Here is a 16,712-nt window from a genome sequence, read left to right as displayed (position 1 = left end):
CAGATTCTAAAATCAAGGCAGCCAGCAACCTATCTATTTGTTTTGCAGATTAATTTTTTGCATAGAAAATATGGAGAATTGCCGACATGCCTCGTTTCACTTCTGACCGTTTCCGCTGGTCGCCACTCAGTTTGGCAATCGCTTGCACCCTGCCTCTTGCTGTTCAAGCGGCTGATACCACCACTGCAACCAGCAGCAAAAAACACCCCACCGATACGATGGTCGTTACTGCCACGGGCAATGAGCGCAGTAGCTTTGAAGCCCCGATGATGGTGACAGTGATCGAGGCAAACTCACCGACCAGCGAAACCGCCACTTCTGCAGCCGACATGCTACGCAAAATACCGGGACTGACCGTCACCGGAAGCGGTCGTGTTAATGGCCAGGATGTGACCTTGCGCGGTTATGGTAAGCAAGGTGTACTGACGTTGGTTGATGGTATCCGTCAAGGCACTGATACCGGCCACCTGAACTCGACGTTCCTTGACCCTGCGCTAGTCAAACGTGTTGAAGTGGTTCGTGGCCCATCCGCACTGCTCTATGGCAGTGGTGCATTGGGTGGGGTTATTTCTTATGAGACAGTGAATGCTGCGGATTTACTGGCACCGGGCCAAAATAGCGGTTATCGCGTATATAGCTCAGCTGCCACGGGTGACCATAGCTTCGGTCTGGGTGCCAGCGCGTTTGGTCGCACTGATGATGTTGATGGTGTTATCTCCTTTGGTACCCGTGATATTGGTAATATCCGCCAGAGTGACGGTTTTGATGCACCCAATGATGAAACCATCAGCAATGTGTTGGCAAAAGGAACCTGGCGCATTGATCAAGTACAGTCATTGAGCGCCAATCTACGCTACTACAACAACAATGCGATAGAGCCAAAGAACCCGCAGACCAGCACGGCGTCTAGCAGCAATGTCCTGACAAACCGCTCAACAATCCAGCGCGATGCACAGTTCAGCTACAACATTAAGCCGCTCGACCAAGAGTGGTTGAATGCCACGGCGCAAGTTTATTATTCCGAAGTAGAAATCAATGCACGCCCACAAGGCTCCCTTGAAGAGGGGCGCAAGCAAAAAACGGAAGGCGGAAAACTGGAAAACCGTACCCGTCTGTTCACTGATAGTTTTGCCTCGCATTTACTGACTTACGGTACTGAAGCCTATAAACAGGAACAAACGCCAGGTGGCGCCACCGAAAGCTTCCCACAGGCCGACATTCGTTTTGGTTCTGGTTGGCTACAAGATGAAATCACTCTGCGTGATCTGCCGGTGTCCCTTTTAGCCGGGACGCGCTATGACAACTATCGCGGTAGCAGTGACGGCTACGCTGATGTCGATGCGGATAAATGGTCATCACGCGGTGCGGTTAGCATTATGCCGACTGACTGGTTGATGCTGTTCGGCTCCTATGCTCAAGCATTCCGCGCACCAACCATGGGTGAGATGTATAACGATTCGAAGCACTTCTCGATCCCTATCGCTCCGGGAAGAGTGATCACCAACTATTGGGTGCCAAATCCCAATCTGAAACCAGAAACCAACGAAACTCAAGAATATGGTTTTGGTCTGCGCTTTAGCAACCTGTTGATGGCTGACGATGATTTGCAATTCAAAGCCAGTTATTTCGATACCAATGCTAAAGACTATATCGATACCAAGGTGAGCATGGCTGCCATGACCACCACCTCGGTAAATATCGATCGGGCAAAAATCTGGGGTTGGGATGCCACCATGACTTACCAGACCAGCGTGTTTAGCTGGGATCTGGCCTATAACCGTACTCGGGGCAAAAACCAAAATACCAATGCTTGGCTCGAATCCATTAACCCGGATACCGTCACGAGCACTGTAGATGTACCGGTTGCCAATAGCGGTTTTGCTGTCGGCTGGATTGCTACCTTCGCTGACCGTTCTCAGCCGTTAAGCACAGGTAAACGTCAGGCAGGTTATGGCCTCAATGACTTTTATGTCAGCTATAAAGGCCGGGAACAGCTGAAGGGGATAACCACCACCGTGGTATTGGGTAACGCCTTTGACAAAGAGTATTACGCGCCACAAGGCGTGCCTCAAGATGGCCGCAACGCTAAGTTGTTCGTGAGCTATCAGTGGTAACTGATACAAAAAAGATAGTCTGAAATAACACATCCGGTAATCCAATCTGTGGATTACCGGATTATCATTTACATCTGTCACCTGCATATAAAAAATCAATAGAACAAGGGAGTTATCATGAGCAAGTCAATATATGAGCAGTACGTCCAAGACAAAGCGGATAATCCGGGCAAATATGCGCGCGATTTAGCCACCCTGATGGAGATTTCAGAAGCGGAACTGACTCACAGCCGTGTTGGACATGATGCTAAACGTTTGCACGCCGATGCTCGCACTCTATTGGCAGCATTGGAAACGGTGGGTGAAGTCAAAGCGATCACTCGCAACACTTATGCCGTACATGAGCAAATGGGCCGTTACGAGAATCAACATCTGAATGGTCATGCCGGTTTGATCCTCAATCCACGGAACTTGGATTTACGTTTGTTCCTCAATCAGTGGGCCAGTGTCTTTACTTTGACCGAAGAAACGCGCCACGGTGTGCGCCATAGCATTCAGTTCTTCGACCATCAGGGCGATGCTTTACATAAAGTGTATGTCACAGAAGGGACTGACATGGCCGCTTGGGATGCACTACTGGCAAAATTCATCAGTGCAGAAAACCCTGAATTGCAGTTGGAGCCACTAAGCACAATCGAGGTGACTGAACCGACTGCCACTGATGATACCGTTGATGCTCAATGGCGTGCCATGACTGATGTGCACCAGTTCTTCCAGTTGCTCAAACGTAATAATCTGACTCGCCAACAAGCCTTCCGTGCCGTCGGCGATGACCTGGCTTACCAGGTTGATAACAGCTCACTGACGCAATTGCTGAATATCGCGCAACAGGAGCAGAACGAAATCATGATTTTCGTCGGTAACCGTGGTTGTGTACAAATCTTCACTGGCATGATTGAGAAAGTAACCCCACATCAAGACTGGATTAATGTTTTCAACAAGCGCTTTACGCTACATCTGATCGAAACAGCCATTGCTGAAAGCTGGATTACCCGCAAGCCAACCAAAGACGGGTTTGTCACTAGTCTGGAACTGTTTGCCGCCGACGGCACCCAACTTGCTCAGCTTTACGGTCAGCGTACTGAAGGCCAACCAGAGCAGAACCAATGGCGTGACCAGATTGCTCGCCTAAACAATAAGGATATCGCCGCATGAGACTAAGGTTGCTGTCACTCCCTTTCATTCTGTCACTGAGCGCCTGGCTGTTGCCGCTGAATACATTGGCTGCAGAACGTATTGTCACCATTGGTGGTGATGTAACAGAAATCGCCTATGCACTGGGTGCAGGTGGCGAGATTGTGGCCCGTGACAGTACCAGTCTGCAACCTCAGGCAGTGCAGAAGCTGCCTGATATTGGTTATATGCGCATGCTCAACGCCGAAGGGATTCTGGCAATGAAACCAACCATGCTGCTGGTCAGCGAACTTGCGCAACCTTCACTGGTGCTCAAACAAGTCGCAGACAGTGGTGTGAACGTGGTCACCATACCGGGTCAAACAACGACAGAAAGTGTGGCAGCGAAGATAAATGCGGTCGCTACAGCACTGCATCAGCAGGAAAAAGGGCAAGAACTGATTAAAGACTATCAGCAACGTTTGAGCGCAGTGAGCAACACGCCACTGCCAGTCAAAGTGCTGTTTGTCATGAGCCACGGCGGCTTAACGCCGATGGCCGCAGGTCAAAATACTGCAGCAGATGCCATGATCCGAGCTGCCGGTGGCAATAATGCGATGCAAGGCTTCAGCCGCTATCGTCCATTATCGCAAGAAGGGGTTATCGCCAGCGCACCCGATTTATTACTAATTACCCGTGACGGTGTAAGAGCTCTGGGTGGCAATGATGGTATCTGGAAATTACCGGGCATGGCATTGACACCCGCTGGCAAAAATAAACGCCTGTTAGTGATCGATGATATGGCATTGCTCGGCTTTGGTCTGGAAACACCGCAAGTGCTGGCGCAACTGCGCAAAGGCATGGAACAAGCGCAATGAATTGCCGTATCCATCCACGCCTGATGCTCGGCATCTTGCTGATGATTCTGATTCTATTAGCGCTCGGTTCGGCCAATATGGGGGCATTAACCCTCTCGTTTCGCACGTTATGGCATGCATCATTAGATGATGCCATGTGGCATATCTGGCTGAATATCCGCCTACCCCGCGTGCTATTAGCCGTGGTTGTCGGATGTGCGCTGGCGGTTTCCGGCGCCATCATGCAAGGGTTATTCCGCAACCCGCTGGCAGACCCAGGCCTATTGGGTATCAGCAGCGGCGCGGCCTTGTGTGTCGGGCTGATTATTGTCATGCCATTCAGCCTACCGCCACTGTTGGCGCTTTATAGCCATATGGTGGGAGCCTTTATCGGCAGTCTGGCCATTTCTGCCATTATTTTTACCCTCAGCCGCTGGGGGCATGGCAACTTATCGCGCTTGCTGTTGGCGGGCATTGCAATCAATGCACTATGCGGTGCGGCGGTCGGGGTACTGACTTATATCAGTGATGACCAGCAGTTACGCCAATTCTCCCTATGGAGCATGGGGAGCTTGGGTCAAGCACAGTGGTCGACACTTCTGGTCGCCACATCGTTAATTTTACCCGCTTGTGTACTCGGTTTATTACAGGCACGTCAGTTGAATCTATTGCAGTTAGGGGATGAAGAAGCGCATTACCTTGGCGTCAATGTGCGGCAAGCCAAGCTGCGCTTGCTGTTACTCAGCGCAGTATTGATTGGTGCCGCGGTGGCAGTCAGTGGGGTTATCGGTTTTATCGGCTTGGTTGTCCCACATCTTATCCGCATGCGGATTGGTGCTGATCATCGCTGGCTGTTGCCCGGTGCTGCGTTGGGTGGGGCTTGCTTATTACTGACTGCGGATACACTGGCGCGAACCCTCGTTGCTCCGGCTGAAATGCCTGTCGGGTTGATAACCAGCCTACTGGGTGGGCCTTATTTTCTGTGGCTGATTTTACGTCAGCGGGAGCAACGTAGTGGTTGATATGGCAGGAATGAACACTGCAGCAATAACACCGACGGCGTTATTAGAAGCAAATCAGCTTTCCTATCAGGTACAGGGCCGAAAACTGATTAATAACGTTTCACTACAAATTGCCAGCGGTGAAATGGTGGCGATTATCGGGCCAAACGGTGCAGGGAAATCCACGTTACTGCGGTTATTAACCGGTTACCTTAAGCCATCAGATGGCGCGTGTCAGTTGCTGGGGAAAAACCTCAATAGCTGGCAGCCACAAGCATTGGCCCGCACCCGCGCAGTGATGCGCCAATACAGTGATTTGGCGTTTCCGTTTAGTGTCAGTGAAGTGATTCAGATGGGGCGCGCGCCTTATGGGGCGACGCAAAACCGGCATGCATTACAAGAAGTGATGGCCCAGACGGACTGTCTGGCGCTGGCACAGCGTGACTATCGTGCACTGTCCGGTGGTGAGCAGCAACGAGTACAACTTGCGCGGGTGTTAGCACAATTATGGCAACCCGAACCGACGCCGCGTTGGCTGTTCCTTGATGAACCGACATCCGCATTAGATTTGTATCATCAACAACATACGTTGCGTCTACTGCGCCAGCTCACCCTCCAAGAGCCTTTAGCAGTGTGCTGTGTGCTGCATGATCTGAATCTGGCGGCACTGTATGCCGATCGTATTTTGCTGCTGGCGCAGGGTGAACTCGTGGCCTGCGGCACACCAGAAGAAGTGCTCAATGCTGAGACTCTAACTCGCTGGTATCAGGCCGATTTGGGCATTTCACGTCACCCTGAAACGGCCCTACCGCAAATTTATTTACGTCAATAAATATCTGCCAAATTAAATTATACCCAGAGCCAACCTATGGTTGGTTCTGCTTTTCTGGTGCTTTCGGAGATTCAGTCTCTGCCAACAATTCATAAATCGTCTTACCCACCTTTTGTACTGCACGTTCAATTTCCATCGTCATCGGCTTACTGTAACTTAGGCGCAAACAGTTACGATATTTTCCCGAAGCTGAGCTAATAAGCCCGGCGGCAACCTGCACCCCTAGCGGCAACAAACAGCGATTAAGCCGCTGGCTATCAAATCCGTGTGGCAATTCGACCCATAACATAAAACTCCCCTGCGGCCTGCTCAGGCAAGTATTCGGTGGGAAATACTTCATCACCCAACTGGTCATAATGTCGCGATTACGTTGGTATTGTCGGCGCATCCGGCGCAAGTGCTGCATGTAATGCCCCTGCTTGATAAATTCAGCCATTGCTAATTGAGGCAGAGAGGCGACCCGCCCGGCAGAAATATATTTCATATGCAGCGCTTTATCTAAATAGCGCCCAGGGGCAATCCAGCCAATACGCAAACCGGGAGCGACTGTTTTAGAAAAAGAGCTGCATAGCAATACACGCCCATCATCGTCAAATGAAGCAATCGTCGGTGGGCGCGGATATTGATACGCCAAAGCACCATAAACATCATCTTCAATAATCGCAATGTCATAGCGCTGAGCGAGTGACAGTAGCGCTTTTTTACGTTCATTGGGCATATTGTAGCCCAGCGGATTATTACATGTCGGTGTAAGCTGAACCGCCTTAATCGGCCATTGATCCAAGGCCATTTCCAAGGCTTCCAAGCTGATCCCGACTACCGGATCCGTCGGAATTTCAATGACTTTCATACCCATTCCTTTCAAAGTTTGCATCGCACCATGAAAGCTTGGGGAGTCAACAGCAACAATGTCACCGGGTTGGCAGACCGCGCCCAGCGCCACAGCTAATGCGCCATGGCAGCCAGATGTAATAATGATATTCTCAGCCGATTGGTGATTACCGCTGTCCAGCATCAAGCGAGCAATTTGCTCACGCAGTGCCAAAGTGCCGTAAATATTGTCATAATCCAGCACTTCTTCACTCTGATGGAGGCTAACGCGGCTTAACAAGCGACTCAGTATTTTAAGCCCCGGCGCAGACAGATCCGGTGAACCAGCCCCCAGATAGGTGATATCTTCCTGCCCGCTTCTTTGTAAGAAAGCCAGCGTATTTTCCCACTGAGAGATCTCTACTGGCCGCTGTGCATGAGTGCAGGTCGCGGGTAAAGAAGGTAGGTTTGAGCAGCAACGTACGAAATAGCCTGATTTTGCCCGCGCTTCGATAAGTAGGCGCTCTTCCAATTGTCGATAAGCCTGTTGGACAGTACTGATGCTGACACCATGTTCGTCACTCAATACTCTGACGGAAGGGAGTCGTTCACCGGCGCTATACAACCCTTCTTTAATCCGCTGACTAAGAATGTCAGCCAGTTGTTGGTAACGAGTCATTGATATCACCTAATTAAGTAGCAACCAGTACAGATGGCATTAATTTGCACCATTCAGTTCATATATCTCACATCTGTATGGAAATAATAGTCCTAATTTGCATCTGTAATGTTTTACGCCAAAGTTTCATGCTAATGACTCAGCTACTGACGAGGAGTCATGATGAATAATATAATTGAAGATCAAATAGATGAGTGCTGCTCGTCAGTCGTACAAGCCACAAAGAATCGCCACAACATTTTTATTCGATTATGGAAAAAAACATACAGATATGCATATCAATGGAATGAGCGGCGTAAAACAACCAATATACTGGAGCGATTGAATACAGATCAATTAAAAGATATTGGCCTGAGTCGTGATGATATCAAACGAGATTACAGCCGCCCATTTTGGCGTTAAGTATCGATAGCGGCCCATCAATATGGTGGGCTACGAGCGCCACTCAATGAATAGCTTCGATTGTTCCTTGAGTGAAAGTTATTTCATCTACCAACCTAGTATTAATAAACATACTTGTTCTCTGACCTGTTCTAGCACGGTGAGAGTGTATGGACACTTTGATCTGCATTTGCATATATTCGCTATAGCATTTTGTTATTGCATCAATGACTGCCTGTGATTTTTGGCAGGAAGAAGCATTATCTAAATAAGCTAATGGATGACCATTCGCCATAAAATACCTCAGTTTTATAAATGTGCTTTAATACTGTCACGAGCATCTTCCCTCTCCATGTGCTTTGTTATTTATTTTTAAATAATAAACCCGCCATATAAGCGGGTTATGTAATGAGTCACGTTATACTAATGCATCAGAAGTCGTAACCTACAGTAGCCTGCACTGAGCGCTCAGCCCCCCAGTAGCAGTAAGAGGTACTGTAACAGGCGGCAACGTATTTCTTATCAGTGATATTATTCACGTTCAATTGGACGAATGCCCCCCTCAGTGATGCTGCCCAAGTGCCTAAATCGGCGCGAACAGAAGCATCACCCAGCGTATAAGAAGGCACGCGTAAGGTATTGGCATCATCGGCCCACTGCTTGCCAATGTAACGGATACCCGCACCAACATTGATGCCGTAGCCCGCCTCATATTGCGCCCACAGTGACGCCATATTTGACGGCGCTAACACCGGCGTATTGCCATCATTACCATCAATAGCATCTTTGAATTTCACGCGGTTATAGGTATAGCCTGCAATCACACTTAAGCGCTCGTTAATCTGGCTTCTGGCTTCCAACTCCAGCCCCTGTGAATTCACCTTACCTGCCGGCACATAATAGGTCGCCGGAACCGCACGGTTTGCAACATCATTTTGTGTCAGGTCGTATAAAGCGGCGGAATAGAGTGAAGAACTGCCCGGCGGCTGATACTTGATACCCACTTCATACTGCTCGCTGGTCATCGGTTTCAGCAGTTTTTGCTGTGCATCCGGGAATAAACTGGGTGTGATGGCCTGACTGTAACTGACGTACGGTGAAATACCGCTATCGAAGCTATATAGCAATGAAGCGCGTCCACTGGCGTGTTTATCCGTGCGTTCATCACTGGTATTGGCCGTCTTATTAATATTTTCCGTTTTCATCCGATCATAACGGCCAGACAAATTCAGATGCCAATTATCCAGCTTCATTTCATCTTGCAGATAAATGCCACTCTGCTCATAACGGCGATTTAAATAGGATGTATTAATGCCAGGGGTCGTCAGCAGATAATCGCTGTACAGTGTACTGCCACCAGAAATACCGGTGTAAGGATTCAATGTGGTGGCAAACGCGCTGTCGCTACGCAAATTATTGCGGAACTTCTGGAAGTCGATCCCCAGTAGCACCTTGTGTTCGACAGCTGCTGTAGCAAAATCGGCCTCCAATTGATTATCCACCGCAAATGCATTGAGTGAGGAATCTTCGCCAGAATAATAGCGACTCATCAGCGTGCGGTCGCTATTCCAGCCCCCCTGATAAACCTGTTCTAACTGACTATTAGAATGGGTATAGCTGGCATTTTGCCGGAAAGACCAGACGTCATCGAACTGGTGCGCAAATTCAGAACTGTAGATTTGCTGCCAACGTTTAAACACGTTGCGGTTGGTTTCGCCATCAAAGAAACCACGACTGAGCTTCTGCCCATAGATGCTACCATCCGCAGGAACCGCACTGTGATAACCACCGGAAGGATCTTTTTGCAAATTAGCCCGCAATAACAATGAAGTATTTTCGTCTGGCTGCCACAACAATGACGGTGCAATCGCATAACGCTCTTCACGCTGATGGTCATACATGGTGTCACTGTTGCGAGTGATCCCTGTCAGGCGAAAAGCCCAATGCTCGGAAATCGCATCGGTATAATCAAAAGCGATGTTTTGTGTATTGTGATTACCTGCAGTCAGACGGAAGTGGCCTTCAGAGGTAAATTGCGGGCGTTTGGACGTCATCATCACCACGCCGCCGGGGATACTTTGACCATACAATGCCGAGGACGGGCCTTTGATCACGTCAATGCGCTCAAGAAACCACGGATCGACCTGTAACACATTATAACTGCCGCCATCACTGAGCAGCCGCAGGCCATCAAGGAAGGTATTGTTCACATCCCCACCATGGAAACCCCGCAAGGCGACAGTGTCATAACGGGTGGCTCCGCCAGAAAAACCGGTGAAGACACCGGGCGTGTAATTCAGCGCCTGATTAACCGTCGCCACATTTTGATCATCCATTTGCTGACGGGTAATGACCGACACCGACTGCGCTGTCAAAATTAGCGGCTGGTCAGTTTTTGTTGCCCCTTTTGTGGTTTTGGCGGTGTAACCCAAGGTGGGTAAATCGGCTTCATGACCGGCTTTTGCCGTGACTTCTATCGTATCGTCAGCCATTGAAGTGAATGGAATAAAAATAGCCAGCGAGCACAAAACAGCAGAACGCTTTATTAAAAAAGCCGAGAACATAGTTATCTTCCCCAGATAATTATCCCCAAAGAACTTGGCGTTATTGATTGACAGCCAGTTAGAAGGGTATAGGCATATAAAATAGATGATGATTAATCAGCGTCCATGCTATTTCCGCAGCGCACAATCTATTAAATGAGAGTGGTAATTACAATGATAATTATTATCTTTATTATTAAATTTATGAAAGTAATTATCAGAGTAAGATTATTCCGTTACTCGCCGTCTGTGCCACAATGGCTTTCTGCTAGGCATTAACGGCATACATCTACTTAATGAATGGGTTTATTGTGGCACTCACTTTGGGGCTAACAGGTTTTATGGAAAAGAATGGGTACGGTGTTTCATGGCGTTATGATCCCCGACAATTTCTGCTACAAGCATGCTCGTTACGAGCATATCTGCGGCTAACATGTCTGCTGATCACGCTTGTTTTTGCATCAACAACAAATACTGCTTTTGCAGCGACAACCTCTGATAACATAGCGGAAAGCAGTGAAACACCGCCAAAACCAGCGGTATCAGTACAATTAATTAGTTTGCAAAAACAATTAGATAAACTAAAGCAAAATGTTTCTGTCAGTACATCTGATAACGAGTTAAATGCGCTAAAAGAAACATCATTGGCGCTGGTTAAGGATGCCGACATACTGCTTGAAGAACTGAAACCCAAGCGGGAACAACTGCAAGCACAGTTGGATGTTTTAGGTCCGCAGCCTGTCGCGGGATCACTGACCGAAACGCCGGTAGTGGTGCAACAGCGCCGAGTATTGAATACTCGCAAAGTTCAGTTGGATGGTCAGAATGACCAGGCTCTGGCTATCAAGACCAATGCAGAGAATCTGGCGACACAAATTATCGCCTTACGACACTCGGCATTGAAGACACAAATCGCCCTAAACTCCGGTAGTATTCTGGGAGCCAATTTCTGGGCGCCAGTCATTAATCCCAATGTAGATGACGATCGGCGGCTGAAGGGTTTTATCCAAGAACTTAGCGATGCCTGGAATACCGCCTGGGAGCCTGAATGGCGCTTTGGCACCACAATATATCTGCTGTTGGCACTGTCTATCAGTGTCTTTGGCTTTAAGTTCCTCGATAGTCTGACGGCCTGGTTCTGCACCAAATGTTTGCCGCCAGGCCCGCTGCGCCGCAGTTTTATGGCTTCGGCAACCACGCTCTATACCGTATTGATTACCGTCACAGTGGCACAATGCATCACCCAAACTTTCACCCGCACGCCAGACATATCACTGGTAGTGATGAATTTTTCGCAGGCTTTTATTCAGTTGATGTTTTTCTCAGCACTCGTGGCGGGTCTTGGGCGAGCATTCTTATCTAATCAGCGCCCCTCATGGCGATTACCCGCCATTGCTGATGAAGTGGCCGCCTCACTGAAACTATTTCCACCACTATTAGCCAGTTGCATTATGATTTTTGGTGCGATTGATCAGATGAACAATATGATCAATATCAGCGTGTCGGGGACAATTTTTGGTAACGGGATATCGGCCTTGTTAATGGCCCTCACCGCCGCAATTATTCCCTTACGGGCGAACAGAATACGCCGTAATTTAGTCGCCAATGGTGAAAAGCCGGAGGCCTATTCTACACTGGCCGGATTGATTCATTTCGCTATTGGCGTGACTGCATTAGCCATATTGCTGTCACTGTTGGTGGGCTATATCGCACTGGCTAAATTCTTGAGTTATAAACTGGTCTGGAGCTGTTTGGTACTCGCGTGTTTATATTTACTGATCCACCTCTTTGTTGATTTAGCCGAAAGTATTTTTTCGCCCACCAGCCGTGCTGGTAAAGCGATTAAACAATCACTGAATATTGACGAACGTCATTTGTCACAAGCCGCCACATTATTATCCGCCACGAGTAAAGTATTACTGATATTGCTGGCACTTCTTGCTCTGCTCGACGGTACTTTTGGCTCTACCACTCCCATTTCATTAATACAAAAGGCCGTCGGGCTATTAAGTGGTGAAGGGCTGGAAGAGTTGAATATTGTTCCAGCCAATTTACTGAACTCGGTGATTTGTTTGCTCGTTGGGTTGTACGTGCTCAAAGCTGCTCGCCATTGGCTAAGTCATGAATTCCTGCCAAAAACCCAGATGGATTCCGGGATAAAAACCTCGGCGGTTACACTATTTAGTAATATCGGCTATGTATTGGTGATTCTGCTGACCTTATCGGTGCTTGGCATTCAGTGGAATAAATTAGCCTGGATTGTCAGTGCCCTGTCGGTCGGTATCGGTTTTGGCTTACAAGAGATTGTGAAGAACTTTATTTCCGGCATTATTTTGCTGACCGAGCGGCCCGTTAAAGTCGGAGATTTGATCAGTATCAGTGGTGTGGAAGGAGATATTCGCCGTATAAATGTTCGTGCCACTGAAATTCAGCTCAGTGACCGCTCGACAGTGATTGTGCCGAACTCTCAATTGATTTCACAGAATGTGCGCAACGCTACCATGGCCAATGCACAAGGGGTGGTGACCATTGCCCTGACCTTCCCGCTGGACTTAGATGTTGAATTGGCACAAGAGCTGCTAATAGAGGCCTATAAAGAGCATGAGTCGATACTCGATACTCCAGAGCCGTCGGTAAAATTCAGCCAGTTAAGCCCGGATGGTATTGTGCTCAGTGTCACAGGCTTGGTGCCAAGCCCACGTATGGTTAGCAACACCAAAAGTTCGTTGTTATACAGTATATTAAAACGCCTTCGGGCGGCTGGCGTTTCACTGGCTACCGCAGCACCGACCAAAACCACGACCACAGAGAACTAACTTGAGTGGGCCATCAGTATTATCAGAACGATAACGCTACTGGCCCACCCATTTTAGCGCTGAATTAGATAGCGGATCGTCGGGCCATCCTGCTGGATATCGAGCACGGTATAGCCGTAATTTCGGGCATCCAACGGAATATTATTGATGGATTGTGGGCAATCACTGATCACTTCCAGAATTTCACCAGGTTTCAATTGCGGCATAGCTTCCAGTGTGGCGACTGCAGGGTATGGACAGGGTTCTCCCACCATATCCAATCGGTAATCAGGCACAATAGCGGTATTCGCTGGCGAATGATTGGTCGATGAAGTGTTGCTCATGATAGCTCCTTAGCCAGGGTTGATGCGCTTGCTTTTTGTTTGCGGAAGAAATGCTTTTCCCACCACAACATGGCCGCAAAGGCGATGGCTAACATTAGGTAAGTTACCAACAATCCCCCTATTGGCCCGAAAGTTTCCAACAGATTAACCTTGTCATAATTGGTTGCCAGTGCCGGAGCAAAATCATCCCAGTAATATGCCAGCAAGGTTGCACCAATAATGTTACCCAACCCTACCCACCAATAGTGAATTTGCCCTTCCACCGCACGGTACATCCAGCCGGTTTCACACCCCCCCGCCAGCACAATCCCAAAGCCAAACAGCAAACCACCAATAACAGCATTTGGCCCGGCCCATAAAATCTTAGGTGCCACACCCAGTTGAATATAACTGAAAATACCTATCGCACTGACCGCCATCCCCAGAATAATGGCCTTCGCCATATGGGTACGCCCAGTTATCCACAAGTCGCGGAACGCGGAGGTAAAACAAATCTGTGCCCGCTCAATCAACAAGCCAAAACCAATGCCACACAGCATGGCAATGCCCAGTTTCGGGTGGCGGAACAACTCAATAAGTGACCAACTTAGCGCCAAAACAAACACCACCATGCCGAGGCGAAAACGGCGTACCGCTCTGGCTGGATGCTGTGTCAAAGGTGACGCTGCTGTCACTTTTTGTAATTTCACCGGGATACGAAACAGCGGCAAGAGTGTAAATTTAGCGCCAAAGTAGGAACCCACTGCCGTCGCCAGTGCGAAGAACCATGCATGCAGTGAGAATTGCGGAATACCCGTAAAAAAGGCTGCTAAATTGCAGCCCATTGCCAGCCGAGCACCAAAGCCGGCAATGATACCGCCAACCAGTGCCTGCGCAATGCGAATACCGTGCTGGGGTTTACGTAGCTTCACGTTGTTGGCCCACAGCGCAGCAGCTATACATCCGGCAAACATGCCGATGATCATCATGCCATCGATGCGGTCTAATGGTGTTCCTTCCAGCCCGATAACTTTAAAGTAACCCCACTCCTGCGGATGTGCGCCAAACAGCTGCATCAGATGACCACCCCAGCGGGTGAACTCTCCGGTAACAGCCCAAAAAGTGCCGGTCAAACCAAAGTAATAAGTCGATAAAATACCGGCGGCAATGACCGCGGGCAGTGGCGCCCAAAAGCGTATCAAATATTGAGACTTAAACATCTGCCAGCTCACACTGACACCTCCAAAATGTGTGTTGTCACCTGCAATACCAAGGTTTTCGCGGCGACAGAGAAATAGACCTAATAATAATAAGTCAATTATCTATTTAATGGAGCAAAATGTGTTAATCAAAAGTTAACCAAGGAAGACAGAATTTGCTACGGATAGCGGCTTATCCCCTATCACGAAGGTTCATCATCATCTGATGCCTGATAATCCAGAGCCATTGCCATACGCAGGATAGCAGCGACTGGCTCAAATAAAGATTCTGGTATGGTATTGCCGCAATCGACATCGCGATGTAATGCGCGCGCCAGCGTAATATTTTCAACCACTGGAATACCCTGCTGCTCCGCTATTTTAACAATCAATGCGGCCCGCTCTCCGGTGCCTTTTTCAATCACAATCGGTAGAGGGGCATCGTCAGCATGATAAAATAGACAAACGGCAAAATGAGTGGGATTACGCACCACGGCGGTGGAACGTTGAACATTTTTAGCGAAGCTGCCACTTTGTACTTCCTGCTGCAACTGCCGCCGTTTCTGTTTGATATGCGGATCGCCGTCACTGTCTTTGTGCTCCCTTTTGACCTCATCATGAGACATTTTTAATTGTTTCATGGTGTTATAGCGCTGAAAACTATAATCCATCAGGGAGAAAACCACATAACAGGCAATCAACGCCCCCAAAATCCAACTCATTAATGTGGTAAATACCGGAATAGCACAGCTACTGCCGCAATAAGCCAGATAACCAAAAGAAGGGGCATAACGTATTAATAAATAGCCAAAAATAAGGGTTAACACCCCAACTTTCAGTAAAGATTTACTCAGCTCAAATAAACTGTGTAGTGAAAAAAGCTGCTTGGCATTATTGATTGGATTAATGTGCTCGCCTTTAAACTCCACAGCTTTGGTGGCTAATAATGGCCCGACCTGCGCGATGCCGGAAAGTAGGGTCATTAAAACCAATGCCCCTCCCAGTATCCCCATAATATGGATAAATACCTCCATGCACTGTGTGCCAATCCGCATTAATGCCATGCCAATGGGTTGTTGTAATTGATGAATGGAACTACGAATGAGTGCTGATGCCTGATCAATTAGCGTGTAGCCCGTCAGGAGGAAGTAAGCCACCAGCACCAGCAACTGTATCCCAGAGATTATCTCAACACTCTTGATTACTTGCCCTTTTTCCCGCGCTTCCTTGAGACGTTTAGCGGTAGGCTTTTCATTCTTTTCACTGCTCTCTGCGCTCATCAGCAACCTCATTTATCAGTGGGATAAGGGTACTTATCTTCTGTTCGGTCTGATTAATGCCAACCAAGTAGTGATGCAGGGCATAGGGCAAGCTAATCACAAGCAGAAACAGTGCTAATGCACTTTTAATCGGCATCGCCAGGAAGAAAACATTCAGTTGTTGGGACGAGCGGTTGACTAATCCTAAAGATAAATCCGCTAGCACCATCACCAATAGCGCGGGTAATGCAAAGTTTAGGCAGAGTTCATACATCAGTTGCCATTCACTTTGTAGAAATTGCAGCATTACCGGTGAGGGCTGAATGCCACTGCCTGCGGGCAAGATGCTATAAGAACCGTAGAGTGCAGCCAGTACTAGATTGAACCCGCCAGAGATCAAAAACAGTACCGTGAGCAGTTGGGTAAATAACACACCAAAAATTGAGGATTCCATCCCCATGCTGGGGTTAAATAAGGTGGACATAGTGGCACCGCGCAAGGTGTCTATCAGGAAGCCCGCCATATCAATGGCCCAAAAAGGTAATGCTGCAACAAAGCCAATCATTACTCCAATCAATAACTCCATGCAAAGTAACCAGAACCATGAAGTGAGGCTATCCTGGAGCAGCAATGAAGCACTGAAAAACAGGGGAGTAACAGGCAGAGCAATGGCAAAAACCAGGCTATTTCGTAATAAGCTGCTACCCAAGCTACGGGCGGTAAATAGAGGCAATATCAGCAACATGCCATACGGGCGCATCATCGCCAACCCCAAAGCTCCTAACCAATGTAGACAATCATGCATA

Annotated in this window: 14 protein-coding genes; 7 read left to right on the top strand and 7 right to left on the bottom strand. The window is 48.4% G+C overall.

Annotated elements, in window-relative coordinates; genetic code table 11:
• Positions 1–86 precede the first annotated feature (86 nt).
• The 5 genes from DJ58_RS07205 (at position 87) to DJ58_RS07225 (ending at position 5,917) form a co-directional block, all read left to right on the top strand.
• A complete protein-coding gene (locus DJ58_RS07205) occupies positions 87–2,114 on the top strand; it encodes a TonB-dependent hemoglobin/transferrin/lactoferrin family receptor (protein ID WP_004706964.1) in 2,028 nt (675 codons plus the stop codon).
• 117 nt (positions 2,115–2,231) lie between these two features.
• Positions 2,232–3,269, top strand: a complete 1,038-nt coding sequence (locus tag DJ58_RS07210) for a hemin-degrading factor (protein ID WP_004706963.1) — start codon at positions 2,232–2,234, stop codon at positions 3,267–3,269.
• Positions 3,266–4,105, top strand: a complete 840-nt coding sequence (locus tag DJ58_RS07215; protein ID WP_032910389.1) for a heme/hemin ABC transporter substrate-binding protein — start codon at positions 3,266–3,268, stop codon at positions 4,103–4,105. The genes DJ58_RS07210 and DJ58_RS07215 overlap by 4 nt, the downstream gene beginning before the upstream one ends.
• A complete protein-coding gene (locus DJ58_RS07220) occupies positions 4,102–5,106 on the top strand; it encodes a FecCD family ABC transporter permease (protein ID WP_032910388.1) in 1,005 nt (334 codons plus the stop codon). The genes DJ58_RS07215 and DJ58_RS07220 overlap by 4 nt, the downstream gene beginning before the upstream one ends.
• 10 nt (positions 5,107–5,116) lie before the next feature.
• Positions 5,117–5,917 carry a heme ABC transporter ATP-binding protein gene (locus DJ58_RS07225; RefSeq protein WP_032910507.1) on the top strand — a complete coding sequence of 267 codons (801 nt, stop codon included), beginning with the start codon at positions 5,117–5,119 and terminating at the stop codon, positions 5,915–5,917.
• A gap of 34 nt (positions 5,918–5,951) precedes the next feature.
• Here the strand turns inward: DJ58_RS07225 and DJ58_RS07230 are convergent, their stop codons facing one another.
• A complete protein-coding gene (locus DJ58_RS07230) occupies positions 5,952–7,406 on the bottom strand; it encodes an aminotransferase-like domain-containing protein (RefSeq protein ID WP_004706959.1) in 1,455 nt (484 codons plus the stop codon).
• A gap of 159 nt (positions 7,407–7,565) precedes the next feature.
• On the opposite strand from DJ58_RS07230, the gene DJ58_RS07235 reads away from it, so the two are divergent.
• Positions 7,566–7,808 carry a DUF1127 domain-containing protein gene (locus DJ58_RS07235; protein WP_226977640.1) on the top strand — a complete coding sequence of 81 codons (243 nt, stop codon included), beginning with the start codon at positions 7,566–7,568 and terminating at the stop codon, positions 7,806–7,808.
• Positions 7,809–7,851: 43 nt separating this feature from the next.
• Here DJ58_RS07235 and DJ58_RS24145 read toward each other — a convergent pair whose 3' ends face one another.
• The gene (locus DJ58_RS24145; RefSeq protein WP_071985012.1) at positions 7,852–8,082 is read right to left on the bottom strand and encodes an aminotransferase class V-fold PLP-dependent enzyme; all 231 of its coding nucleotides are present in this window, start codon (positions 8,080–8,082) and stop codon (positions 7,852–7,854) included.
• Positions 8,083–8,218: 136 nt separating this feature from the next.
• A complete protein-coding gene (locus tag DJ58_RS07240; protein ID WP_004706957.1) occupies positions 8,219–10,351 on the bottom strand; it encodes a TonB-dependent siderophore receptor in 2,133 nt (710 codons plus the stop codon).
• Between the two features lie 290 nt (positions 10,352–10,641).
• Here DJ58_RS07240 and DJ58_RS07245 point away from each other — a divergent pair, with 290 nt between their 5' ends.
• Positions 10,642–13,146 (top strand): DUF3772 domain-containing protein, encoded by a 2,505-nt coding sequence (locus DJ58_RS07245; RefSeq protein ID WP_161598502.1) that lies wholly within the window; start codon positions 10,642–10,644, stop codon positions 13,144–13,146.
• Positions 13,147–13,199: 53 nt separating this feature from the next.
• Here DJ58_RS07245 and yedF read toward each other — a convergent pair whose 3' ends face one another.
• The 4 genes from yedF to sctT all read right to left on the bottom strand — a co-directional run bounded on the left by yedF (position 13,200) and on the right by sctT (position 16,711).
• A complete protein-coding gene (gene yedF / locus DJ58_RS07250; RefSeq protein ID WP_050129426.1) occupies positions 13,200–13,469 on the bottom strand; it encodes a sulfurtransferase-like selenium metabolism protein YedF in 270 nt (89 codons plus the stop codon).
• Positions 13,466–14,680 carry a selenium metabolism membrane protein YedE/FdhT gene (gene yedE / locus DJ58_RS07255; RefSeq protein ID WP_032910384.1) on the bottom strand — a complete coding sequence of 405 codons (1,215 nt, stop codon included), beginning with the start codon at positions 14,678–14,680 and terminating at the stop codon, positions 13,466–13,468. The genes yedF and yedE overlap by 4 nt, the downstream gene beginning before the upstream one ends.
• Before the next feature lie 170 nt (positions 14,681–14,850).
• Positions 14,851–15,927 carry an EscU/YscU/HrcU family type III secretion system export apparatus switch protein gene (locus DJ58_RS07260; protein WP_032910382.1) on the bottom strand — a complete coding sequence of 359 codons (1,077 nt, stop codon included), beginning with the start codon at positions 15,925–15,927 and terminating at the stop codon, positions 14,851–14,853.
• Positions 15,908–16,711, bottom strand: a complete 804-nt coding sequence (gene sctT, locus DJ58_RS07265; protein ID WP_032910380.1) for a type III secretion system export apparatus subunit SctT — start codon at positions 16,709–16,711, stop codon at positions 15,908–15,910. Before sctT ends, DJ58_RS07260 begins: the two co-directional genes overlap by 20 nt.
• Between the last annotated feature and the right edge of the window lies 1 nt (position 16,712).

Source organism: Yersinia frederiksenii ATCC 33641 (genome assembly GCF_000754805.1).
In the GTDB taxonomy this organism is placed as follows: domain Bacteria; phylum Pseudomonadota; class Gammaproteobacteria; order Enterobacterales; family Enterobacteriaceae; genus Yersinia; species Yersinia frederiksenii.
Note: the sequence above shows the minus strand (reverse complement) of the source record. Positions and strands in the feature narration are given on the sequence as shown.